General features: G+C 44.1%; 22 protein-coding genes. 12 read left to right on the top strand and 10 right to left on the bottom strand.

What is annotated here, in order from left to right; genetic code table 11:
* Positions 1–2,373 carry a type I DNA topoisomerase gene (gene topA, locus VMW01_03675; GenBank protein ID HUW05339.1) on the bottom strand — a complete coding sequence of 791 codons (2,373 nt, stop codon included), beginning with the start codon at positions 2,371–2,373 and terminating at the stop codon, positions 1–3.
* A 113-nt stretch (positions 2,374–2,486) separates the two neighbouring features.
* Between topA and VMW01_03670 the strand changes: the two genes are divergently transcribed.
* Positions 2,487–4,832, top strand: coding sequence for a transglycosylase domain-containing protein (locus tag VMW01_03670; protein ID HUW05338.1), 2,346 nt, complete (start codon positions 2,487–2,489; stop codon positions 4,830–4,832).
* A gap of 26 nt (positions 4,833–4,858) precedes the next feature.
* Here the strand turns inward: VMW01_03670 and VMW01_03665 are convergent, their stop codons facing one another.
* Positions 4,859–6,523 carry an ABC transporter ATP-binding protein gene (locus tag VMW01_03665; protein HUW05337.1) on the bottom strand — a complete coding sequence of 555 codons (1,665 nt, stop codon included), beginning with the start codon at positions 6,521–6,523 and terminating at the stop codon, positions 4,859–4,861.
* A 208-nt stretch (positions 6,524–6,731) separates the two neighbouring features.
* Between VMW01_03665 and VMW01_03660 the strand changes: the two genes are divergently transcribed.
* Positions 6,732–7,139 (top strand): DUF1987 domain-containing protein, encoded by a 408-nt coding sequence (locus tag VMW01_03660; protein ID HUW05336.1) that lies wholly within the window; start codon positions 6,732–6,734, stop codon positions 7,137–7,139.
* A gap of 71 nt (positions 7,140–7,210) precedes the next feature.
* Here VMW01_03660 and VMW01_03655 read toward each other — a convergent pair whose 3' ends face one another.
* The gene (locus VMW01_03655) at positions 7,211–8,764 is read right to left on the bottom strand and encodes a hypothetical protein (protein HUW05335.1); all 1,554 of its coding nucleotides are present in this window, start codon (positions 8,762–8,764) and stop codon (positions 7,211–7,213) included.
* 188 nt (positions 8,765–8,952) lie between these two features.
* Positions 8,953–9,204 (bottom strand): hypothetical protein, encoded by a 252-nt coding sequence (locus tag VMW01_03650; protein HUW05334.1) that lies wholly within the window; start codon positions 9,202–9,204, stop codon positions 8,953–8,955.
* Between the two features lie 124 nt (positions 9,205–9,328).
* On the opposite strand from VMW01_03650, the gene VMW01_03645 reads away from it, so the two are divergent.
* The 3 genes from VMW01_03645 to VMW01_03635 all read left to right on the top strand — a co-directional run bounded on the left by VMW01_03645 (position 9,329) and on the right by VMW01_03635 (position 12,301).
* On the top strand, positions 9,329–10,525 hold the full coding sequence (locus tag VMW01_03645) for a C1 family peptidase (protein ID HUW05333.1): 1,197 nt from the start codon (positions 9,329–9,331) through the stop codon (positions 10,523–10,525).
* Between the two features lie 10 nt (positions 10,526–10,535).
* Entirely contained in the window at positions 10,536–11,180 is a 645-nt protein-coding gene (locus VMW01_03640; GenBank protein ID HUW05332.1) for a SagB/ThcOx family dehydrogenase, read from the top strand.
* A 131-nt stretch (positions 11,181–11,311) separates the two neighbouring features.
* Entirely contained in the window at positions 11,312–12,301 is a 990-nt protein-coding gene (locus tag VMW01_03635; GenBank protein HUW05331.1) for a hypothetical protein, read from the top strand.
* Between the two features lie 132 nt (positions 12,302–12,433).
* Here VMW01_03635 and VMW01_03630 read toward each other — a convergent pair whose 3' ends face one another.
* From VMW01_03630 to VMW01_03615, 4 genes are all read right to left on the bottom strand, one after another.
* Complete coding sequence (locus VMW01_03630) at positions 12,434–13,855, bottom strand: SPFH domain-containing protein (protein HUW05330.1); 1,422 nt, start codon at positions 13,853–13,855, stop codon at positions 12,434–12,436.
* A gap of 6 nt (positions 13,856–13,861) precedes the next feature.
* A complete protein-coding gene (locus tag VMW01_03625) occupies positions 13,862–14,452 on the bottom strand; it encodes a hypothetical protein (GenBank protein HUW05329.1) in 591 nt (196 codons plus the stop codon).
* A gap of 135 nt (positions 14,453–14,587) precedes the next feature.
* On the bottom strand, positions 14,588–15,583 hold the full coding sequence (locus tag VMW01_03620; protein HUW05328.1) for a hypothetical protein: 996 nt from the start codon (positions 15,581–15,583) through the stop codon (positions 14,588–14,590).
* A 156-nt stretch (positions 15,584–15,739) separates the two neighbouring features.
* Entirely contained in the window at positions 15,740–16,999 is a 1,260-nt protein-coding gene (locus VMW01_03615) for a phosphoglycerate kinase (GenBank protein ID HUW05327.1), read from the bottom strand.
* A 197-nt stretch (positions 17,000–17,196) separates the two neighbouring features.
* Between VMW01_03615 and VMW01_03610 the strand changes: the two genes are divergently transcribed.
* The 7 genes from VMW01_03610 to VMW01_03580 all read left to right on the top strand — a co-directional run bounded on the left by VMW01_03610 (position 17,197) and on the right by VMW01_03580 (position 22,577).
* Entirely contained in the window at positions 17,197–18,330 is a 1,134-nt protein-coding gene (locus VMW01_03610) for a hypothetical protein (GenBank protein HUW05326.1), read from the top strand.
* Positions 18,331–18,451: 121 nt separating this feature from the next.
* Positions 18,452–19,645, top strand: coding sequence for a regulatory iron-sulfur-containing complex subunit RicT (ricT, locus tag VMW01_03605; protein ID HUW05325.1), 1,194 nt, complete (start codon positions 18,452–18,454; stop codon positions 19,643–19,645).
* Entirely contained in the window at positions 19,620–20,105 is a 486-nt protein-coding gene (locus tag VMW01_03600) for a gliding motility lipoprotein GldH (protein HUW05324.1), read from the top strand. The genes ricT and VMW01_03600 overlap by 26 nt, the downstream gene beginning before the upstream one ends.
* Before the next feature lie 15 nt (positions 20,106–20,120).
* On the top strand, positions 20,121–20,837 hold the full coding sequence (gene trmB, locus VMW01_03595) for a tRNA (guanosine(46)-N7)-methyltransferase TrmB (GenBank protein ID HUW05323.1): 717 nt from the start codon (positions 20,121–20,123) through the stop codon (positions 20,835–20,837).
* A complete protein-coding gene (locus tag VMW01_03590; protein HUW05322.1) occupies positions 20,785–21,153 on the top strand; it encodes an MGMT family protein in 369 nt (122 codons plus the stop codon). The genes trmB and VMW01_03590 overlap by 53 nt, the downstream gene beginning before the upstream one ends.
* A 51-nt stretch (positions 21,154–21,204) precedes the next feature.
* On the top strand, positions 21,205–22,320 hold the full coding sequence (locus VMW01_03585; protein ID HUW05321.1) for an Mrp/NBP35 family ATP-binding protein: 1,116 nt from the start codon (positions 21,205–21,207) through the stop codon (positions 22,318–22,320).
* 11 nt (positions 22,321–22,331) lie between these two features.
* Positions 22,332–22,577, top strand: a complete 246-nt coding sequence (locus tag VMW01_03580; GenBank protein ID HUW05320.1) for a NifU family protein — start codon at positions 22,332–22,334, stop codon at positions 22,575–22,577.
* Between the two features lie 61 nt (positions 22,578–22,638).
* On the opposite strand, the gene VMW01_03575 is transcribed toward VMW01_03580, so the two are convergent.
* Together VMW01_03575 and radA are read right to left on the bottom strand one after the other, a co-directional pair.
* Entirely contained in the window at positions 22,639–23,892 is a 1,254-nt protein-coding gene (locus tag VMW01_03575; GenBank protein HUW05319.1) for a hypothetical protein, read from the bottom strand.
* A 96-nt stretch (positions 23,893–23,988) separates the two neighbouring features.
* Positions 23,989–24,976 (bottom strand): DNA repair protein RadA (gene radA / locus VMW01_03570; GenBank protein HUW05318.1); only part of this gene is annotated, 988 nt, incomplete at its 5' end.

Genomic DNA, 24,976 nt, shown 5'->3' with positions numbered 1-24,976 from the left:
TTATTTTTTAGTCTTTGGCTTAGTTGTTGTGGCCTTTTTTGTTTTGACTGCTTTATGTGCCTTTGATGTTTTGCTACCATTGGCTGACTTGGGTGCAGCTTCGATGATTGCAACGCATTCATCCAGGGTAAGCTTCGTTGGATCGTTGCCTTTGGGTATTTTATAGTTTTGCTTCTCGAACGAAATGTAAGGTCCAAATCGTCCATTTAAAACACGCAACCCGGGCTTGTCTGCAAACTCTTGAATGATTTTATTCTTCTCCTCGACCTGTTTCTCTGCAATAAGCCTGACGGCTTCGTCAAAATTAATTGTGTATGGATTATAGTCGGTTCCCTTGAGTGAGTAGTATTTGGCCTTGTGCTTTACAAATGGGCCAAAACGTCCAATTGCGGTGGAGATTTCTTCTCCTTCGAGCTTCCCTAAAGAGCGGGGTAAATCAAAAAGATGGAGCGCTTCCTCCAAGGTTATCGATTCAATGAGTTGTCCTTTTTGAAGGCTTGCATACTGGGGTTTCTCGCCACTGCTAGTCTCGCTTTCACCCAGCTGGGCAATGGGTCCAAACCTTCCAATTCTTACAAAAACTGGCTTTCCCGTTTTTGGATCATCACCAAGTTTTTTCTCGCCTTTGCTCGGTTGTGAAGTTTTGGTGGTTTCTTCAACTGTATTGTGAAAAGATGTGTAAAAATCTTTTAACATACTTGTCCACTGAACCTTACCTATGGCGATTTCGTCGAAATCCTTCTCAACGTTGGCCGTAAAATCGTAGCTTAAAATTGAGGTAAAATGCTTGGTCAGAAAATCGGTTACCAAAATACCTATATCGCTGGGGAAAAGCTTACTCTTTTCAGCGCCAAACGTTTCGACTCTGTTTTCTTGAGATATTTTTCCGCCAGTAAGTTTAAGCAGAAGATAGGTGCGTTCAACTCCGGGTCGATCTTCTTTTTGGACGTAACCTCTTGTGATTATGGTGGAGATGGTTGGTGCATAGGTTGATGGACGACCAATGCCCAGCTCTTCCATTTTCTTAACTAGGCTGGCTTCGGAATACCTTGGAGGCTTTTGTGTGAAACGTTCTGTTGCAATAATTTCTTTGCATGTTAATAACTCTCCAGCTGCAACCTTTGGGAGGAGCGATGTTGCGTCATCCTCATTTTCATCATCGGTTCCCTCAATGTATACCTTTAAAAAGCCGTCGAAAAGCAGCACTTCGCCCGTTGCCTCAAATCGTTCCTTTGCGTTGGAGATACCAATGGTAATCGTGGTCTTTTCGAGCGACGCGTCAGCCATCTGGCTGGCCAAGGTTCGCTTCCAGATAAGGTCGTAAAGCCTTCTTTCTGCTGAAGACCCATCAACCGAGGGGTTCTCCATGTATGCTGGCCTAATTGCTTCGTGAGCTTCCTGAGCACCCTTCGACTTGGTTTTAAACCGCCTTTGCTGGTAGTATTTATCACCAAACATTGATTCAACAACTGCTTTGGCACTATGGAGAGCTGTTTCAGAAAGGTTGACGGAGTCGGTTCTCATGTATGTAATTAAACCGGCCTCGTAGAGTTTCTGAGCAACTGTCATGGTTTGAGCAACGGAAAAACTCAGCTTGCGACTGGCTTCCTGCTGGAGGGTTGATGTCGTAAACGGTGGAGCAGGTGTTTTCTTCGTTGGCTTTTTTTCAACGTTGGTAACTGTAAATGCCGCACTGATGCAGTGCTCAAGAAATTTCTTTGTTTCGCTGGCCGCTTTGAAGCGCTTGTTGAGTTCCGCTTTAAGTTCCCCGTTTTTGGCTACAAAGAGTCCTTGCACTCTAAAGTTCGATTCAGGAGTAAAGGCGAGCACTTCTCTCTCCCTTTCAACAGTAAGCCTCACCGCCACTGACTGCACTCTTCCTGCGGAAAGTCCTGGCTTTACCTTTTTCCAAAGAATGGGTGATACTTCGTAACCAACCAAACGATCTAGTATTCTTCTAGCCTGCTGGGCATTCACTAAACTAAGGTCAATGTCGCGCGGATTTTTGATGGCGTTTAAGATGGCCTCCTTGGTTATTTCATGGAAAACAATCCGCTTTGTTTTTTGGGGATCAAGTTCAAGAACCTCCTTTAAATGCCAAGCAATAGCTTCTCCCTCGCGGTCTTCATCGGAGGCTAGCCATACGACCTTTGCCTTGTCTGCAAGATCTTTTAACTCCGCAACCACCTTCTTTTTGGCCACATCAACTGTGTATGATGGCTGGAAGTTATTTTCAATATCTATACTTAGCTTATTCTTTGTTAAATCACGAATGTGGCCAAACGATGACTTAACTAAAAAGCCTTTCCCTAGAAATTTCTCAATCGTTTTTGCCTTGGCAGGCGACTCCACAATAACCAAATTTTCCTGCATCCCCCAAACTTTTTTGAACAGCACAAAGTAAATCAATTACATCACTAACTTCAAAATTTAGATTGCAATAATTATTTTCTATTTTTACGCAGCATTACGAAAACACCTATCTAATGGATAATTCGAATAAATTCAGGAGAAAATTTTTACTTTGGTTTTGGGGAATTCTTATCTTCCCTGTGGTAGCAATTATCACTCTTTTCACCCTCATTTCGCTTGAAGTGTTTGGGCCAATGCCTACTTTTGAGGATCTTGAGAATCCCAAAAGCAATCTTGCATCGGAGGTTTATTCAGAAGATAATGTGCTTTTAGGTAAGTACTACATTGAGAATCGATCATACACCAGCTTCGATGAGCTTTCTCCAAATATTGAGAACGCCTTAATTTCCATTGAAGATGCTCGGTTCCGCAGTCACTCCGGAATAGACTTCAGGGGATTGGCTCGAGTACTCGTTAAGACCATAGTTATGGGAGATAGGGAAGCTGGTGGTGGATCAACACTTACTCAGCAGCTGGCCAAGAATCTTTTCCCTCGCGATACAACCTACTACCGATGGGGCATTACCCGTAAGGTTAATCTTGCATTGGCAAAATTTAAGGAATGGGTTACTGCTGTGAAGCTAGAGCGGAACTACACAAAGGATGAGATTTTGGCGATGTACCTGAACACTGTTCCATTTGGAGGGACAGCCTACGGTATCAAATCGGCGGCCAAGACTTACTTCAATATAGAGCCCGATAGTCTCAACATTCAACAGGCAGCCTTGCTTGCTGGGCTTGTAAATGCGCCCACTAGATATAGCCCGGTTCGAAATCCAGATAGGTCACTTGAGCGTCGAAATGTGGTGATTGATAAGATGGCGAGGTATGGCTACATTACTCATGCTGTTGCCGATTCAGTGAAAGAAATACCAATACAGCTACACTATCAGGTTCAGGATCACAACGAAGGGCTCGCCACCTACTTCAGAGAAACTCTGCGGTTAATTCTGAGTGCAAACATGCCAAAGCGCGAAAATTATTACTCCTACGATACTTTTAAGGCAGACTCTACCGAGTGGGCAACGAATCCTATTTACGGTTGGTGCAATAAGAATTTGAAACCCGACGGCACACCATACAACCTGTATCGTGATGGTTTAAAAATATACTCAACTATCAATAGCAAGATGCAGCAATATGGTGAGGATGCGTTAAAGGAACATCTGGCACAAAATCTGCAGCCGGCATTCGATAAGGAACAAAAAAGCAAGGGCAATCCGGTGTATGCCAGGGATGTGCCCAAGGAGCAAGTGCAGGCAATTTTAAATCAAGCCGTTCGCCAATCGACCCGATTTTGGAATTTAACGCAAGCTGGCTTCTCTGACGAACAGATCAGGAAGAACTTTAACACAAAAACCAGCATGACGGTTTTCACTTGGAAGGGAGATCGCGATACGGTTCTTACGCCGCTTGATAGTATTAAGTATTACAAGCGATTCTTGCGCGCGGGATTCATGGCAATGGATCCGCATACTGGTTATATTAAGGTTTATGTTGGTGGACCCAATTTTCGCTACTTTAAGTACGATCTGGTGATGAAGAGTAAGCGGCAGGTGGGCTCAACCATTAAACCGTTTTTGTATACACTCGCCATGCAGGAAGGCTATTCTCCATGCTTTAAGGTCCCGAATGTCCCTCAAACATTTATGGTGGGTGATTCTACATGGACTCCAAAAAACTCAGGTGAGTCTGCATTTGATGGCAGAATGGTTACCTTAAAGTGGGGGCTTGCAAATTCGGTTAACAATATTTCTGCTTGGCTAATGAAGCAGTTCAATCCTCAGAATGTGGTTGACATTAGTCACAAGCTTGGAATAAAGAGTTATATCGATCCCGTTGTTTCAATCTTCCTGGGCACTTCCGATTTTTCTCTCTACGAAATGGTGGGCGCATACTCCACGTATGCTAATCGTGGAATTCACGTAGAACCTATGTATGTTACCCGCATCGAAGATAAGAATGGGAATGTGTTAGCAACCTTTAAATCTACCAAGTATGAGGCAATTAGCGAAAAAACAGCTTACCTCATGATTAATTTGTTACAGGCGGTTGTTGACCACGGCACAGGCAGACGCTTGCGCTATAGATATCAGCTACCTGGCCAACTTGCGGGCAAAACAGGTACTACTCAAAACCAATCGGACGGTTGGTTTATGGGGATAACGCCAAATTTGGTTGGTGGCGTGTGGGTTGGTGGAGAAGATAGAGCCATTCACTTCGAGGGAATTACCCTTGGCCAAGGAGCAAGCATGGCGCTTCCGATCTGGGGTGTTTTCTTGCAGAAACTATATGCAGATCCTAGTTTAGGCATTGACGGGTCAGCCATTTTTACTAAGCCTGCAGGGCTTACGGTCGACATTGATTGTCCGGTTGATTCGGTTGAAACTTCAACCAAGAAGGAGAATGATTTCTTTTAGGAACGTCCTTTAGAATATGGACCTTTTTAAGGATTTTGACCACCCGGAATTGAGGCAATAAGCATCTGGGTGTAGGGGCTTTGAGGGTGACTGTATACTTCAGCACCCTCACCAATCTCTTGGAGTTCACCGTGCTGAAGCACTGCAATTCTGTCGCTCATGTATTTAACCACAGCAAGATCGTGGGAAATGAATAGGTAGGTAAGCCCTTTCTCCTCCTTGAGTTGGTTTAAAAGATTGAGTATTCCTGCCTGTACCGATACGTCTAAAGCACTAACCGATTCATCGCAAATAATCAACTCAGGATCAAGCGCTAAGGCTCTGGCGAGAGAGATTCTTTGGCGCTGACCCCCCGAAAATTCATGGGGGTATTTTTTTGCACTTGATTTTGACAAGTTCACCTCATCGAGTAGCACAAGCACCTTTTTACTCACATCCATGTGTTCTTTGTTATATAGCCGCAATGGCTCAGCAAGAATCTCTTGAATGGTATGCTTTGGGTTAAGCGATGAGAAAGGATCTTGAAAAACGAGTTGAACATTTTTTCGAAAACTCTGGTATTCTTTACCTCTGAGCGACGTTACGCTTTTACCGCGGTAAGTAATCTCTCCTTGCCTAGCTTTTACCAACATGGTTATTGCCCGTCCAATAGTTGTCTTTCCGGAGCCGGATTCTCCTACCAAACCGAGTGTTTCTCCTTTATAAATGGTAAGGTTAATGTTGCTTAGAGCATTGAATAAGGTGACGTTGGAAAATAAAGGTTGTTTAACTGCGTAGGCTACACTTAGGTTTTTAATGGTGATAAGCGGTGTCTCGTTTTGTATTTCTTTACGATAAATGGCCTCCCCTTTTGTCGGTAATATTAGGGTGCCACCTTCTGAGAGAACCGGTAACCTTGCCGAATGGGTTTTTAATGTTGGTCTACAGGCTATAAGGCCACGGGTATACTCCATTTTGGGAGTGCAAAGTATTTGTTCTGTTTCTCCCTCCTCAACAAGTGTTCCCCTGCGCATTACCACAACCTTTTCGGCAACTTCTGCAATAACGCCAAGGTCGTGTGAGATAAAGATCACGGCAATGTTTCTGCTTTTTTGAAGTTGCTTAATTAGGTCGAGAATGGTCTTTTGGATAGTAACATCGAGCGCGGTGGTTGGCTCGTCGGCAATTAGCAAGGTGGGTGAGCAGGCAATAGCCATAGCAATCATTACCCTTTGCCGCTGACCGCCGCTAAGCTGGTGAGGATAGCTGCTATATGCTTTTTCAGCATTGTCGAGCTGTACTTCCCTAAAGAGCTTTAACGTCTGCTCCTTTGCCGCCTTCGGCTTTAGGCCAAGATGTTCTTGCATAATTTCGTCAACTTGCCTGCCACACCTCATGGATGGATTGAGAGCAGTCATTGGCTCCTGAAAAATAATGCCGATTTCTTTGCCACGAATAGCTCGCTGCTTCGCTGCAGACAACTCAGCAAGGTTAAGTTCTTGGCCGTTACATTTAAAGAAGATATTTCCACTGCGCTGAGCCGAGGGTGGTAGTAGCCCTAGAAGCGAAAGTGCGGTTAACGATTTTCCTGAACCAGATTCGCCTACAATGCCAAGGCATGCTCCCTCTTCCAAGTTAAAGGACAGATTGTTAACCACCGGATGTGGTTGATTTTGAAATGAAATGGTCAGGTTATTAACCGAAAGTATCATTCTACCGCTATTTATTATTACAAATGTAAGCAAATGTTTTTCAGTTGAAAGATATCCAAACACCTGTAATATCAACCTTTTAAGTAAGCAGCGATCACGGGGTGAAAATTTTTAAAAGGGGAAGTCGTAGCATAATAGATAGATTTTTTTCTTAAATTTAGGCCTTTATGTTTGCATCCTCTACTAACTGACAAATACAACAAGTTCAATGGAAGTGTTTAAGGTTAAAGGAACAAATGTTTCACCGGAAGTATTTTTTGATCCTAACGCATTGAAATTTGAGATCTCTGGCTACTCTAGACCAGAGAATGTTCGTGATTTCTATATGCCTATTCTAAACTGGCTCGAACAATTTGTAAAAGATGTGGTGGAGAAGAAGCCAAGCATCTCTCGACCCATTGCGTTTAACTTTCGGTTGGTGTATTTTAACTCGTCATCGGCGAAATTCATGTTCGATATGGTTTCCATCATCAACGAAATCCATAGAAATAAATTTCCAGTGGTGATTAACTGGTATTTTGATGAGGAAGATGAGGAGCTGCGCGAGGCAGGTGAGGAACTCTCGGAGATGGCTAATTTCCCTTTTTCCTATATTGAAGTTAGGAAGTTACATTAGACAACAAGTTGATATAAAACTAAAGAGGAGGGCTTTGAACCCTCCTCTTTTTATTCAAGTTGGCTGATGATCTAGAAGCTGAAATCGAAACCGATTCCAAAGCCAATGTTATTTCTGTTGTATGTTTCAGTAATTCCAGTAATTCCATATTGAGGATAATCAATACTCCTTTGTCCCTGAACGTACTGTGTGTAAAGCACACCAAGGTTAAGTGTTAAGTGGTCACTGGCTTTAAAAGCACCCCCAAAGGCAACACTGTTGGAGGAAAGGCTGTAGCTAATATCGGTCTGGTAACCTTGACCAACACCCGTTTGAACGTAGAGGTATCCAGCACTTAGGAGAAATCTGTCGGTTACGTTATACTCCATTCCGAAAGCAAGCTCATAGAGATTCTTGTCAATGAAGTTTTGTCTTCCGTCCCAGTCAGCATTTTTATCAAAGTAGTGGTGGAGTCCGGCAGACAGCTTAAGGTCAGGAAGCACTTTGTAGTCGATACCAACCGTAAGTAATGCAGGAAGATCGCTTCTGTATTTTGCACCTTCAGGAAACATGTTGGTTACAACATCCGATTTTGTATGGTTGGTGAGCTCTAGCTTCGTTTTAAACTCATACTTTATTCCGATGTTGATCTTGTCGTTGGGTGAAATGTTCACGCCAATCATCGGCGTGAACCCGGTGCCAGTTTGCCTAACATCTACGTGCTGATCGCTGGTAGCTGCAGCATTTTGAGTTGAAGCCGTAGCGTTTGCTTGGTATGCCGATTGAACCTGAGAAACGGTCATTGCGGGGTTGTAGGCAGCACCTAAGCCACCTGAAAGTTGCGCTACTTGAGTTGGAGTAAGAAGCCCCGCTGATTGTGCATCTTGCAGAGTCATGCCTCCAGCATTATATTGTGTTATTAGTGGATCCACGCTTGCTGCGGCCCCACTTGCAAGTGTTGCCAGCTGAGTAAAGAAATCTGATGCGAGCATAAAATTCCCCGACGGGTTAATGCCAGGGTAGGTTGGATTAATGCTAATGTTTTTCATGTCGCCTTTATAGGTGTTGATAGCATTAATCATTCTTATACCGGCATAAGCACTAATCATGTCGTTAAATTTATAGGATGCTCCAACCTGCGATCCCCAAAACACAGAGCTGCCATCGAAGGATAAATCCAAGGAGTAGGCAGTGGTTGGGATCCCCTTTGCCGATAATCCACCAGGAATGGCAGATATTGGAATTTCAAAACTTGGTAATCCTTTTCCGTAGCTGGCCGTTCCGCCACCTGAGTTTGGGTTAATTCCAAATGAGAAAACCCATCGATCCATTTTATAGGCAGCATAAATGCCTGGGAAAAAGGGAACTGTCACATCTCCAGTGTACTTGTGCTCATTGAGTGTTGGGAACCCATTATCAATGGTTCTTTTGGAGAAAAGTGTCTGATTGTTTAAAGAAAAATGGAATCCATCGTTTAGCTTAGTTAAACCCGCTGGGTTGTAGTATACAGCATCAATGGAGGTAGATGCATCGCGTGCCAGCATACGCATGTAAGCCGCACTTTGGTTAGAGTTTGTAAGGATACCTCCCGCAAAAATTGGGGCGGCAAGCAGCAAGGCTGCTACTGAAAGTAAGCACTTCTTCATATAATTAAGATTAATTGGTTGTTTCTAAGGTTGTCAGGGAAATTTCAACTCCAGATCTGAAAATTAAAGCAATGCAGGTTAATCTGCTTAAAATAAGGTTGATAACTAGTATTTCTAAGTGCCTATAAGGATATAGAAATAGCCTTACCCTAAGTTAGCTGGGTTCTAGATTAACTTACTACGAAAAGTCAAATAAGGAGGAACCGATCGGTGTAGCCGTTGGTAAGACCAAGGTTGCAAATATCTTTGCTTGGGAAATAGAATCGGTTGTTGATGTTGCTAGGTAGGGGACTATTCCCCTTGCGCCGTGGGTGTGTAAACATGCTTTCCCTACTGCTGTTTGGCTTTGAACCAAACAATGCAAAGAAAGAGTGTGTTACTTTTCTTTGGATAAGCAGCATGTAAGCTGTAATTGCCAAAAAAATTCTTGCCCTACGCATCTATATTTACTAATTTGGGGGGCAATATAGTGAATTTAAATTCCCAATCAAATTTCGACAAACCTGTGGTTAAACCTAGTGGGATAACCGCATTCTAATCCAAAACCAACTAACATTGCAAGTTATGATTCGAACTAGGCTATTCCTTCTGATTCTATTTCTGGGATTGTTTACCCAGATTAACGCTCAAGACACTATTTCGGCAGGCGGCTACCATTTCACTACCATAAAAAAGTTGCCCATAACTTCCGTTAAGGATCAATACCGCTCCGGCACATGTTGGAGTTTTGCTACGGTATCGTATGTTGAGTCGGAACTTTTACGGATGGGCAAACCCGACTTGAATCTTTCTGAAATGTTTTTTGTTCGCGAGGCATACCTGCGTAAGGCTGTTTCATATGTTCGTCGACAAGGAACCTCAAATTTTTCAGAAGGAGGTCAGGCTCATGATGTATTAAACATTATTAAGGATAAGGGCATGGTGCCAGATTCAGTTTATCCTGGACTAAACTATGGTGAGCCAAAGCCTGTTCATGCTGAGCTCTATGCTGTTCTCGATGCATATGTAGGTGCGGTAGTTAAAAATCCTGACAAGAAGTTGTCCACGGCGTGGAAGAGTGGCTTTGTCGGTATTCTTGATGCTTACCTTGGGGCACCGGTAACCTCATTCACCTATGATTCAAAGAAGACCACCCCAACTGAATTTACTAAGAAACTTGGTTTTAATCCGGACGATTATGTTGAACTCACCTCGTTCCCATGTTACCCCTTCAACAAGAAAGTATTGTTAGAAATTCCAGATAACTGGAGCAACGGCCTTTACTATAATGTTCCGCTTGATGACCTTGTTGGAGTGGTAGAGAATGCCATAAATAAGGGTTATACTGTTTGCTGGGATGGTGATGTTGGAAATCCAGGTTTTGAATACTCAAAAGGTATTGCAGTGTATCCCGATGATAGCACAAAGGAGGTGGCTGGTCTCGAAATGGCGAAATGGACAGCCATGACTAGCGCTGAGAAGCGTAAGGTTCTGTATGGCGGCGAAGGTCCTGTTCCAGAGAAAATTGCCACGGAAGCGGAGCGGCAGGCCGATTTTGATAACTATACGCTTACCGATGATCACCTCATGCACCTCGTAGGAACCGTTGTTGATCAAGATGGGAAGCGATTTTACATTATAAAGAATTCGTGGAATAAGGACTCTAACAAATACGGTGGGTTGCTATACATGAGCCAACCATACCTCCGCCGTTTCACAATTGCAGTAATGGTTCACAAGGATGCCATACCTTCGGCATTGCGTAAACGTTTGGGGATATAGTTCTTTGGGCATGAAGACAAAGAATTTAGCACTCTTAATCATCTTACAAATATTTGCCACAATAGGCTTTTCGCAGGACATGGATACACTAAAATTGCCAACGCCACAAACTTCCGGCGGAAGGCCTTTAATGGATATACTAAAGGAGCGTAAAACAACGCGCACTTTTTCAAACAGGGAATTATCGATGCAAGAACTTGCCAACCTGTTGTGGGCTGGTGCTGGGATTTCTCGTCCAGAATCAGGGAAGCGTACCGCTCCAAGTGCCAACAACTGGCAGGAGGTGGAGATTTATGTATCATTGAAGAGCGGTGTATACCGCTATGATGCCCTGCAAAATTCCTTGATTCCAGTCTTGGCAGAAGATATTCGTTCCAAAACGGGACAGCAGGATTTTGTGGGAGGGGCACCGGTTAACCTTATATATGTTGCCGACTATTCCAAAATGGCCAATCGACCGGAGGAGATGAAGTTTTTTTATTCAGGAGCGGATACGGGCTTTATTTCCGAAAATATTTACCTCTACTGTGCCTCTGCTGGTTTGGCAACGGTGGTTAGAGGCATGGTAAATCGGGAGGAGTTAAAAACGGTGTTAAAACTTTCACCGGAGAAGAATGTGGTTTTTGCTCAAACCGTAGGGTATCCGGCAGAGTAGCATTGCTGGGGGTTTTAGAATGAGGCGCAGCTGATGCGCCTCTTTTTTTATGCATTTTGAAGAATCCCTTTGCTATTACCATACTACTTACCTAAATTTGGTAAATGTTGAAAACAAACAACCTCCTGAATATGAAAAAGCTGATTATTATACTTGTTTTTATCTGCCTTAGTATACCCTTGATTGCACAGTCGGTTAAGGAGATGCGTTGGACATATGACTACAAGCTTCATGTTAAATTCTCCAACGACACTAGCCAGGTAGTTGATGTTAAAGCCCTGCAGCATAGCGGATCACTCACCGACGCCATCTCTGATAACGAAGCTACCTACTATCCTGTTTCTTTAGATGCGGACTTTGTAAAGGCGCTAAAGGATAAGAAACTTCAGGTGGATGAAAACGGCACCGATTCGCTTCGACAAGGGAACAACCAGACACTTTGGTCGGCGTTGCACGCCAGCCTTGGTGGTAGCTACATTCACTTTATTAACTGTATGATGTATGGTTTGGAATCGGGGCATTTAAACCTTGAAGATCCAATTATGAAGCGGCCGGTAACCTCCTGGAAACCGAGGCCAATGACCGAATCATTTCGGCGGACACGTAAGTGGTCCGACTATATCCCTTCCAATCAAAAATTGGCGCAAAAGGAGTTTAAAACGCAGCAGAAGAAAAATGAGCACCGCGATATTATGCTGCTTCCGGCCGATTTTCGTGAGTTATTCCTGTCCACCGACCAGAAGGAGTACGAAAAGTTAAAGGCTGATGGCGACAAAAAAAGTGTAGCAAAGATCGATCTAATACGTCTTCTCCTTGGAGCCAAATACCTTGGGGCAGATCAGATTAAGTACATCAAAGCCAAAGTGCTAACGGCCATATACCAATACTCGGCCAACAGCCTTCCATCCGTAATTATTTTCGACGACCTAAATGCTGCAGTTGCCATGACCTTGAATTCTGAAGGTTACAAGGTGGAGCAGATTGTGTTTAGGGATGCAGACTCCATCAGTCAGGAGGAGATCAATGGGCGGAAGGCCCGTATTGCTGCATTTGTGAAGGCAATTAACGAAGCCAACGATCGCGTATTTAAGAAAAGGCTATCCAGCTATTACGGGAATTAAAAGTTTAATACACCTTACATAGGTACAAAAATCAGGCTACCTCTCCAACCTCTTGTGCTTTTCACGTTATGAAAGCAAGAGTTTATTTTGGAAAGGTAGCCTGATTTTTAAGCTACTTAGATAGTAGAATACCTATTTTTTCGGCTCTTGGGGTTTGGGCTCTTCAGCGATTACCTCAGATTTTCCCTCCTCTATGGTTTTCCCCTTTAGGTAGCTTGGCAACTCCATTCCGGCCATCTTAAACAGCTCCTCAAACGGGGGAATTGCACCCAACATTCCGGAAAGGAAGTTTGCAGTTGCTGGCGATTTTCCATCTTTCCCGGCAGAAAGGTTGTCCCAAACAGTAACCTTATCGATTTTAAGATTTTTGATGGCTTCAACCTGTGTCTTAACCAACTCGGGCAGCTTGTCGGCAATCATCATCATTACGGCATCCTTGGAGTTTCCGGCAGCCTTGCTCAACCGTTCAAAACCTTCTGCCTGTTTGCTTAGAATTTCGAGCATACCCTTTGCCTGTGCCTCCATCTTCATAAATATTGCATCGGCCTCCCCGCGTGCCTGACGACGTGTTTGTTCGGCAATAGCCTCGGCATCAATCTCGATTTTTTCTTTATTGATTTGGGTAGGAATAATGATATCGGCATTTTGGGTTGCCTGATCGCGGTTGGCACGAGAGGATTCGGCAAGTTTTTCTGCAGCGTAGGCCTCTTCAAGTGCTTTTGCCTTGGCAACCTTTTCGGCTGCTGTTGCTTTACGTTCAGCCTCAGCTTCGTTTTCACGACGGGTGGAGTTAGAGTTGGCAATGGTTATTTTGGCTCTATTTTCTCCTTCTACCGCGGTAGCATCGGCGCTGGAAACTTGAACGCGCTGGTCGCGCATGGCATTGGCCTCACCAATTGAACCATCGCGATTCTTTTCGGCAACACTTTTTTTGGCGTCGTTAATGGCCTTAGCAGCAGCCTCCTTACCAAGCGCCTCAATGTATCCCGACTCATCGTTAATATCGGTTACGTTAACGTTGATGAGTTTTAAACCAATTTTCTTCAGCTCAGCCTCCACGTTGGACGAAACTGCGGCGAGGAACTTATCACGATTACTGTTAATTTCCTCAATCTCCATGGTGGCCACAACCAACCTCAGTTGACCAAAAATAATATCCTTGGCTAGGTTGCTAATATCGTCCTGGCTCTGCCCTAGCAAACGTTCAGCAGCATTATCCATTATACCCGGTTCGGTGGAGATACCAACTGTAAAACGGGAAGGAACGTCCACACGAATATTCTGCTGACTCAACGCACTGGTCAAATTAATTTCAATTGAGAGAGGAGTGAGGTTTAGAAAGGCATAGTCCTGTATTACTGGCCAAATAAAGGCGGCTCCACCATGAACACACTTGGCAGAACGGGCCTCGTCCGATATGCCACGACCAACCTTTCCGTAAACAACTAAAATTCTGTCGGAAGGACATCGTTTGTATCGTTTGAAAAGCGATACAAGGAGCATAAAAATAACAACTACCGCTGCTATTACTGCAATAACAAGATACTGACTCATAATTTTTTATATTTTTTTGACAAGTAAAATTTCATTTGTAAGGATGCCAACCACCTCCACCAACGATCCAGTTGGGATGGTCATATCGTCATCGGTCATGGCGTCAAGAGTCCGCAAACCTTGGAGCTTTATTTGAATTTTCCCTACCCCCTGCCTTTTGGGAGGAATAAAGAGGTATACACTTGCCTTTTCCCCAATGGCACGATTAATTTCAAGATTGCCTGATTCGGCTAGCCTTCCCATGAAATAGTATATGCTGGCCATGATTACCATCATCAGGAATCCACTGATGAAAGAGATGGTGATGATGGAAGCCAAACCCAAATGGCTGTCGATGCAGGCAAGGCCACTCCACCCAAAAACTGTAAAAAATGCAATTAGGTTTTTAAGCGTTACTAGCTGGAACGAAATTCCGTCGTCAAGATCAGTTGTAGTATCGAGGTTGCCGGTGGCATCAAAACCGCCTGAATCGGACCCTGCGCCTAGAAAAGACATCACTAATTCGATAACGAATAAAAGGGAAAAGGGTAAGGTTATCAGCCAATATATTTTGGATATCACCTCCAACCCTTGCCACCACGATCCAAAACTTTCCATTGCAGCGGAGAATTAATTTTAGGTGAAATTAAGAATATTCCCCAATTTTTCACCAACCATTCATACAAAAAGCGGCTCAGGAATAAAAAAATTAATCTTTATAGGGAGGAAATTAATCAGGAAATCATGCTGGCATTACTCGTTTAACAGCAAATTACAGCCCCGAATATCGCTGGTGTCGAAGCGGCCAAGAACTTCGAATTCTCCGGTTGGATGAACTTTCCCAAGGTCTTTAAGTTCCAAGAAAGAGCAGGAGTAAAGGTTGGCAAGATCGATAATGTTAATGCCACCAGTCTGTCCTGCTGCGACAAATGAAAAGGGGTCGTTGGTATCTCTGATTATAACCTTCATCCATGCGGGAGTCTTAAAAAGTCCACTTCCAGACGAGTAACCTTGTGAAAGCAATTCAGTCATTCCGTATTCTGAATGAATAGATGAAACGCCAAGTCCATCGCAAAGCACCTGATGAAGCTCCTCCCGTGGAAGTTCACGTCGAGTTCCTTTCATACCACCAGTTTCCATCACAACGGTGTGGTTAAGGTGCAGCTGATGCTGTTCAATCAGGTCGAGGAGGGCAAAGGAAACGCCTATAAGTAGAACCTTTTGACCGGAATCATCAAGCCGCTGCAGCTTGACTGCTAGGTCGTCGAGGTTGTGAAGATAAAAGCCGGAGTCGGGATGACCGGTTTGCTTAATGAGCTCATCAACCATATACACCAGCGACGATCCTTCGCGTTCTAGGTATGAAGGTAGCAGCGCAAGAATGCAGTATTCGTTGGGATTCCCATAAAATTTTTTGAATGCAGCAATAAAGCTTTGGCTATATATAGCGCTACTAGCAACATAATGGTGGCTGCGAACCATTCCGGTGGTACCGCTGCTTGAGAATACAACCTCTGGCGTTTTGCCCTGGGCAATTACTTCCTTTGTTTTGAAGAACTCAACGGGTAAAAATGGAATCATTTCGACCTGTTTAACATTGTGCGGATTTATCCCAAGATGATTCACATATTCCCGATAAACTTCAACATACTCTGCCTGAAACTTGAAGATATTCAGCACAAGTTGATCAAAATCAACGTGGTTTTTCTCAAGGTTAAAAATGCGATGTATGAGTTGATCGTCTACCATCGGGGTCAATCATTTTAGTGTTGAAACCTTAGCGTATATCAGCCAAAGTTTGTGCAAAGTTAAAAATTTGCACAATGATAAAGTTGTGCTCGATTACTCCATAAAAAAAGCAGGTTCAGAAAGTCCTGAACCTGCCTGTAAGTATGAGGAATGCTATTAACCTCTAATGGTTTTGATACCTGGAAGCTCTTTGCCCTCCATGTATTCGAGCATGGCACCGCCACCGGTGGAAACGTAGCTAACCTTGTCGGCCAACTTGTTTTTGTTGATAGCTGCCACGGAGTCACCGCCGCCAATCAAGCTAAATGCACCCTTTGCTGTAGCACGGGCAATGGATTGTGCAATTGAGGAAGTTCCCTTGGCAAACTTGTCCATTTCAAATACACCCATGGGACCGTTCCAAAGAATGGTTTTAGAGTTCTCAATTACATCGCTGAATATTTTGATGGACTTGTCGGCAATATCGAGACCCATCCAGCCTTCCGGTGTTTCGTCAATTTTGGTGATTTGGGTGTTGGCATTGGCGTCGAAGGCATCGGCGTTAATGGCGTCGACGGGGAGATATACATTAACCCCTTTTTCTTTTGCCTTCTTCAGCAGTTCCAAAGCTAGGTCGAGCTTATCCTCCTCGCACAGCGACTTCCCAATCTTGCCACCTTGAGCCTTAATAAAGGTGTAGGTCATACCGCCACCAATAATTAGGTTGTCAACGCGGTTTAGGAGATTTTCAATGAGTAAAATCTTGTCGGAAACCTTGGCACCACCCATAATTGCAGTAAATGGTTTTTCAGGAGCCTTGAGCACCTTGTCCATGGCCTTAAGTTCGCTTTCGATAAGGTAGCCAAACATACTATTGCCAGGGAAATATTGCGCAATGAGCGCGGTGGATGCATGAGCACGGTGGGCAGTTCCAAAGGCATCGTTAACATAGCAATCGGCATAGCTGGCCAGCTGCTTGGTAAACTCTTTTTGCTTTTCCTTCACTCCGGCCTTTGCAGCTTTTTTCTCCTCGTCGGTAGCCGTGTCTGGAAGGCGAGGCTTTCCCTCTTCCTCTTCATAGTATCGAAGATTCTCAAGCAGGAGAACTTCTCCCGGCTTGAGAGCAGCAGTCATTTTTTTAGCCGATTCACCCATACAATCGTCGGCAAACTTAACTTCCTTACCACCAAGCAGCTTAGAAAGAACTGTAATTACCGGTTTTAGCGAATACTTTGCCTCCACTCCAGACGGACGTCCAAGGTGCGACATTAGGATGGCAGAACCTCCGTCCTTAACAATTTTCTGAATGGTTTGTAAGGCTCCACGGATGCGCGTATCATCGGTTACTTCTAGTGTTTGCTTGTTGAGCGGCACATTAAAGTCAACCCTAACGATTGCCTTCTTCCCCGCAAAATTGTAGCTGTCAATTGTTACCATAGCTTAATTTGTTTATTATCGTGAAATAAGTCTCTGTCGAATCTGAACGGTAAAGTTACGCAAAAAAGTAGTGTTTTGACGATAACAGAGGCGAGAGTCCGCAATTTTTCTACGGAATCGTTTCCGTAATGCTCTAACTATTTTTGTTAACTTTGAGCACCATTTAGCTATTTTTCAAAACACAAAATTGCAGAGTAATGTTCTTTCGCGATATAGTTGGGCAGGAGCAGGTTAAGCAACAGCTGATACAGACGGTAAAAGAGGGTAGAATTCCACATGCATTGCTCTTTCTAGGTCCGGAGGGATCTGGAAATCTCGCCTTGGCTATTGCCTATGGTCAGCTGGTTTGCTGCGAAAACCCAACAGAAAATGATTCCTGCGGAACGTGCCACTCCTGCAAGAAGTATCAAAAGTTAATACATCCAGATCTTCATTTTATTTTTCCCGTTAACACCACCAAAGATTCTGACAAGGATGTGCGCAGCGATCATTTTCTTGCCAAATGGCGTGAGCTGTTTCTTTTGTCGCCATACTTTAGCGAGAACAAGTGGTATGAATATATTGGGATAGAGAATAAGCAGGGTAGCATTAGTAAAAACGAAGCGTCGGAAATAATTCGTAAGCTAAGCCTCAAGTCGTTTGAGTCGGAATATAAGGTGGTTGTAATATGGCTACCGGAGCGTATGAACGAGGTTTCGGCAAATAAGTTGCTCAAGTTAATTGAGGAGCCCCCCGAAAAAACACTTTTTATGCTCGTTTCTGAAAACTCGGAACGAATTATCAAAACCATTCTTTCGCGAACACAGCTTATAAAGGTTCCCCATATCGATCGTCAGAGTTTAGCATCCGCGCTGGAGGATCGGCTGGCCGTTGAGCCTTTTATGGCCCAATCCATTGCTCGAATTGCCAATGGTAACTTTGCACTTGCCCAGCAGTTGGCAGCCGATGGCAGCCAGAGCATAAACTGGTTTGAGGCATTTCAGCAAATGATGAGGTTGTCGTATAAGAAGGATGTCTTGGGGTTGATGGAGTGGGCGGAGGAGATGGCCTCCATGGGTAGAGAGCGGCAAAAAAACTTTTTTGAGTATGCTGAAAAACTTACCCGCGATAGCCTTATGACCAACATGGGACTTACTGATCTTGCCTTTCCAGGAAAGAACGAAGAGGTCTTTGTTACCAACTTTTCCCCTTACATTCCAGCAGGAGTTGCCCAGGTGATATATAGGGAGATGAATCTTGCCTTTCTTCAGATTAGCCAAAACGGTAATCCTAAGGTCATTTTTACCGATTTGGTTCTAAAGATGGTAAAAGTCATAAACTCTAAAAAATAGCTAATTTTGCAAGTTGAATAGTATAAGGTATGGTATTGTGGAGCATGGCAGATGTGCCATAACAGCTTTTAATGCAGCTGGTTTCAGTAAATACCAGATAATAATATAAACCTGAGGAATAATGTCTAAACCATATACATCGGATTGCTGCAGAGGTTGTGGCTTTTCTGAAAATGAGCAAGGGGAGCTTGTAAGTACCCAAAAAGAGGGTTGTCATAAGCTAGCTACCTACGATTGGCTAAACGATCTACCCACCACGGGCATCGAGTTTGATGTTGTAGAGATTCGGTTCAAAAATACGCGCAAGAGTTTTTACCGGAACGCAAATAAGTTAAATCTTTCAAAGGGTGATATCGTTGCCGTTGAGGCATCGCCGGGACACGACATTGGCATTGTTTCGCTAACTGGCGAACTGGTGCGATTTCAGGCAGCCAAATTTGGCGTTGACCTGTCCAGCGCTGAAATGAAGAAGGTTTACCGGAAGGCAAAATCTGTAGACATTCAGAAGTGGGAGGAAGCTATTAGCATGGAACACACCACCATGATTAAAGCTCGGCAAATAGCCAATTCGCTCAAGCTGAACATGAAGATTGGCGATGTGGAGTTTCAGGGTGATAAGACCAAAGCCATATTCTACTATATCGCTGATGAACGTGTTGATTTTCGGGAGTTAATTAAAGTTTTGGCAGAGGAGTTTAAGGTTCGCATTGAGATGCGCCAGATTGGTGCTCGCCAAGAGGCGGGGCGAATTGGTGGCATCGGCTCCTGCGGTCGTGAACTTTGTTGCTCAGGCTGGATTACAAACTTTGTTTCTGTGACAACAAATTCTGCTCGATACCAGGAAATATCGCTCAATCCACAAAAGTTGGCCGGACAGTGTGGTAAACTCAAGTGCTGCCTAAACTACGAGCTCGACAGCTACATTGATGCACAGAAAGATTTTCCCAGAACAACCATACCTCTCGAGACAAAGGATGGAACGGCATACCACGTGAAGACCGATATTTTTAAACGTATTATGTGGTACAGCTTCGACCCCAATACAATTGTAAACATCACTCCTGTACCTGTAGACCGAGTAAAGGAGATTGTTAGTCAGAATAAGCAGGGAGTGAAGGTTGATATGCTTTGTGAACCCATAGTTGTGGAGATATCTTCCACCTCTAAACAACCGGAAGTGGAACCCGATTTTCACAACGTTATTGGGCAGGATAGCATAACCCGGTTTGATGAATCCCGCAATCAGCAAAATAAGCATAAGCGTAAACGTCCAAAAAGAAGACTACCCAATGACCGTAATCAGAAAAGCGAGTAGCCAATGGCTGCTTATTGCACTTGCCGCAATTGCAATGGTGGCGTGCGATAGAAACATGGTTTATGAAGAAATTAAAGACATTCCGCACAACGAGTGGCAGGCCAATGATAGCCTCGTATTTCAACTTCCAGTAAGTGATACAATTTCTGTGCAGAATATTCTTTTTACCATACGAAACTCAAGCGGCTACCGCTACGCCAACCTGTTTCTGTTTGTTACTACCACCTCACCCAAGGGTGCACTTGTTCGCGATACCCTTGAAGTTCCTCTTGCCGATAATCAAGGCAAATGGTATGGGAAAGGTATTTCGAACTTCTATGACTTGCGCTACCCATATCGGATGATGATAAAATTTCCATTTCCGGGGACCTATACCATATCTGTAGTTCAGGGAATGCGCGAGAAGTCGCTGGAGGGTATTGCAAAATTTGGCGTGCGCGTAGAAAAGGTAAACGATTAAATGGGTTAAGTTACAGTGGGAAAGAATAAACTTATGCGGTTCGAGGAAAACCTTGGATTCAAGAATTTGTTTCAGCCAGAATTTGATGAAGTTTTTCGGAGAGATTACGCTGGTAAAGGAAAATGGAACGAGGAGGTATTCCAGAATGGCTATCCCATTGTGCTGGAGTTGGGCTGTGGTAAGGGAGAATACACCGTTGGCCTTTCGCGCAGATTTAAGGATAAAAACTTTTTGGGTGTCGATATAAAGGGTGCACGCTTGTGGCGCGGCGCCAAAACCATCGTAGAGGAGGGAATTGCCAATGCCGCCTTTTTGCGCACAAGGATTGAGTTTATCAATTCATTCTTCAACCCTAACGAGGTTTCTGAGATTTGGATAACCTTTCCCGATCCGCAGCTTAAGGCTACTCGAATTAAAAAGCGGTTAACCTCAAGCCGGTTTCTCAACAGCTATCGGGCATTCCTAAAACCCGGTGGCGTTGTTCATCTTAAAACCGACAACCTGAATCTACACCGCTACACCAAGGCGCTGGCCGAGGAGAATGGTTTGGAAATTTTTGTTGCTACCGAAGATCTTTACGGATCGGTTAAAGACGATCCTATTCTTGGCATTCGCACTTTCTATGAATCGCAGTTTTTAGAAAAGGGAATGTGCATAACATATTTACAGTTCAGGATCGATGGCCCAAAACCAATTGAGGAACCCCGACAATTCGAAGAGCAATTTCTTTGAACGAGTCTACGAAGTCACCCGATTAATTCCGGTTGGCAGGGTTACGACCTATGGCGCCATTGCAAGGTATTTGGGCAGTGCCAAATCTTCCCGGATGGTTGGTTGGGCCCTAAATGGTTGCCATCATTTAGACGAATTCCTGCCTGCCCATCGGGTTGTAAATCGCGTTGGACTTCTTTCGGGACAACACCATTTCCCGGGAGAGGACACCATGGAGCAGCTGCTCGAAGGAGAAGGTATTGAGGTATTCGAAAGTAAAGTGGTTGAATTCGAAAAGCTCTTCTGGGATCCGAGTAAAGAACTTACGTTTGAATAATTAAACAAACATATTACCAATTAATCGGTTACTACCGTAAATAACAATCAAATGAAACTTGATAAAAATAACGTAATGGCTATTCTGGGGAAGGTAATCCACCCGGAATTTGGCTCTGATATTGTTTCGCTTGGCTTTGTAGAGAACCTTAACGTGGACGAGCAAAAGGTGTCATTCAGCTTAGTTTTTAAGAAGGTAAAAGATCCCTTTGCAAGCGGGATCAAGAAGCAATGTGAAACTATTATTAAGCAGGAGTTTGGTGATGCCATCGTTGTAAGTATTCTGGAGTTGGTAAAGACCCCACAGGCGAATCCTAAGGAGGCAAAAAAGAGTGTGATTTCCGGAATTCACCAAGTTAAAAATATTGTAGCCATTGCCTCGGGCAAAGGCGGTGTTGGTAAATCGACCATTGCTTCAAACCTTGCCGTTTCCCTTGCCCGATTGGGTTACAAGGTTGGCTTGCTCGATGCCGACGTTTATGGACCATCCATGCCAAAGATGTTCAACATTGAGGGTGTTCGACCTAGCGTAACCGTAGTTGATGGGCAGGATCTTATTGACCCGGTTGATGCCCATGGAGTAAAGGTTTTGTCTGTTGGTTTCTTTGTTAATCCCGACGAGGCGCTTGTATGGCGTGGCCCCATGGCAACCAGTGCATTGCGCCAGCTGCTCAACCAAGGAAATTGGGGAGAGCTCGATTTTCTAATGCTGGATCTTCCTCCCGGAACGGGCGATATTCATCTCACCATAGTTCAGGAGGCGGCTGTTACCGGGGCCATCATCGTGAGCACGCCGCAGGATGTTGCTCTGGCCGATGCAGTTAAAGGAATCAGTATGTTTACAACCAAGGGCATTAATGTTCCCATCCTTGGCTTGGTGGAAAATATGGCGTGGTTTACACCAGAAGAGCTACCAAACAATAAATACTACATCTTTGGGAAAGACGGTTGCCGCCATCTTGCTGAACGTATGAAACTACCGCTATTAGGTCAGATCCCACTTGTGCAAGGTATTCGCGAAGGCGGAGATTCTGGATCTCCGATAGCAACGCAGGATACCATTTCGGGAAAAGCGTTCCATTTGTTGGCAGAAAAATTTCTTGACCAAATTGAACTTCGAAATAAAAACCTTGAACCAACAAAGCGCGTTGAAATCAAAACGCGATAATAATTCAGAAAATGGCAGATATGAATGATATTACTGAGCGGGTTCAGAATTCCATAAACGTGGTTAGGCCTTACCTTCAGAATGATGGTGGCGACATTAGCCTTGTTGAGGTTACACCCGAAATGGTGGTTAAGGTTCACCTGCAGGGTGCTTGTGGTAGCTGTCCTTACAGCTTGATGACCTTACGAAACGGTGTTGAGCAAGCCATTCGGCGCGACGTACCGGAAATTAAGGAGGTTGTTGCAGTAGACTTGTAACTATCGTTTAAAAAAATGGTAAGAGGCTGACTCAATTATGAGCAGCCTCTTTTTTTTGTTACTATACTCTTTTCAGAATTTCTTCGCCCAAAATATAGCCGTGGGCAGTGGCATAAATAATTGAACGAGTGGCTCCGGAACTATCTCCAATAAACTTCAGCTGAGGGTAGAGTTGGTTGTTCAGTTTGTTGGAGTAAAACTTAATTTCTGGAGCGTAGACTAGGTTGTCGTTATTGGCAACTCCCGGGATAACCTCCTCTAACTTTTCAATAAAGTCTATTATGCTCTCCATTATCCTTCGTGGAAAGGCTAGGTTGATGTCACCTAAAATGTAATTTTTCTCTGGAAGGGTTGGTTTTACACGGTACAAGTTTTTTGTCCGCTTTGAATCTTTAAAGTGACTATAGGTTTGAAGGATCACTCTATTTTCACCGGCAAGGAGGTTGGATAGCTTGGCGATGTACGAACCATAGCCAATTGGATCGTTAAACGGCTCGGTTAGCACAAGGGTGGTGAGAATGGCAAAGTTGGTATTGCCACTCTTCTCCCGCATTTTAGCATGTCCATTAACCGTTGTAAAATCGCCATAGTTTTCGGTAACTACGTATCCCGAAGGATTATTGCAAAAGGTTCGCACCATGTAGCCTGTTTTGCTCTTGTAACGAACTTTAAATTCATACATCTCCTTGTTTAGCTCCTCTACTATATGGTTTGGGAGTTCATAGCGAATGCCCAAGTCTACCTTGGTATTATCCAGAACAAGGTCGGGATACTTTGTAATGAGCCTATTTATCAGCTTATGCCCGCTTCGTCCAACGGCAACAACCGCAAGGTCAAATTCTCCAATCTGATTCACCTGGGTCTTATCCCCAGTCATTGTAACGTCGTCAATGGGGTGATCGAAGTGGAAGTGGATATTTTTGTATTTTTTGAAATCTTCAAAAATGTTGAAGAGAACCTCCTTGAGCTGATCGGTGCCAATGTGGTAGAAGTCGGAGCTTATGGGCTGAAAGCCATGCTCATAAAACTTTTTGTAGAACTCTTTATTTCGAAAGGAAGAGCCGGTTTCAACTTGCTTATTGTTGGTATGGCTGAGGTAGTAGTCCACTAACACCTTCTGCAGGTCAAGGTCAATTTCGATATCGCCCCCCATTTCGGACGACACAAACAACTTGCCATCGGCTCTTATGCCCGAAATGCTGGAAGAGTAGATATCTTTGCTCTTTTCAAAAACGTGAACTTCGTGAGCAGTGCTTTTAATTTTTTCGATAAAGCCGATGGCTGCTGCCCCAAAACCTACAACTGCAATTCTCATGGATTAATATTGTTAACTAATTGTGTAACGTGTCATGATAAACATGTTATAATGAATGATCTGCACTCAAAAATAAACATCAATAGTACTACTGAGCTATTGGCTGTTGTTTGAGAAAAGATGCTTTACAAGGTGCTCAACTCGACCAACAGTTACAATCTGAATGGTGTTATTGGCTGCAATATTTTTTAAATTTCCAGATACAAAGATCCGTTTAAAGCCAAGTTTAGCCGCCTCGGTTATGCGCTGATCGAGCCGGGTCACGGGACGAATTTCGCCCGAAAGGCCTACTTCACCTGCAAAGCAGCAATCGTCGGGGAGGGCAGCGTCAAGGTTGGAGGATAGAATTGCAGCAATTACGGCGAGGTCAATGGCGGGGTCGGTAACTTTTAGCCCACCCGCAATGTTCAGAAATACGTCCTTCGACGCTAGCTTAAACCCCACCCGCTTTTCCAAAACCGCCAGCAGCATGTTGAGCCTTCGAATATCAAAACCGGTGGTAGATCGTTGCGGTGTTCCGTAGGCTGCGGTGCTCACCAGCGCTTGGGTTTCGATAAGAAATGGGCGAATTCCGTCGATGGTGGCAGCTATGGCAACGCCGCTTAGCGACTCAGAGCGGTGTGATATGAGTATTTCCGATGGGTTTTCAACCTCACGAAGACCGCTGTTTTGCATCTCAAATATGCCCAACTCAGAGGTGGATCCAAACCTGTTTTTGTGGGCACGAATAATTCGGTATACAAAGTTGTTATCGCCTTCAAACTGGAGCACCACGTCTACAATGTGTTCCAGCACCTTAGGGCCAGCAAGGCTTCCGTCCTTCGTTATGTGGCCAATGATAAATATTGGTGTAGCCGTTTCCTTGGCAAACTTGAGCAGATTCGCAGCCGTTTCCCTAATCTGTGAAACACTTCCCGGAGATGATTCAACCCTGTCGGTGTATAGTGTTTGAATGGAGTCTACCACCAAGAGGTCTGGCTTCATGCTCACGGCATGCTTCAATATGTTTTCGAGTAACGTTTCGCTTAGTATGTAGCAATTCGGATTCTTGCCCTTGAGTCGATCGGCACGAAGCTTTATTTGC

Source organism: Williamwhitmania sp. (assembly GCA_035529935.1).
Lineage (GTDB): Bacteria > Bacteroidota > Bacteroidia > Bacteroidales > Williamwhitmaniaceae > Williamwhitmania.
The sequence above is the reverse complement of the archived record's forward strand: the minus strand, read 5'-3'. Positions and strand labels throughout refer to the sequence as shown.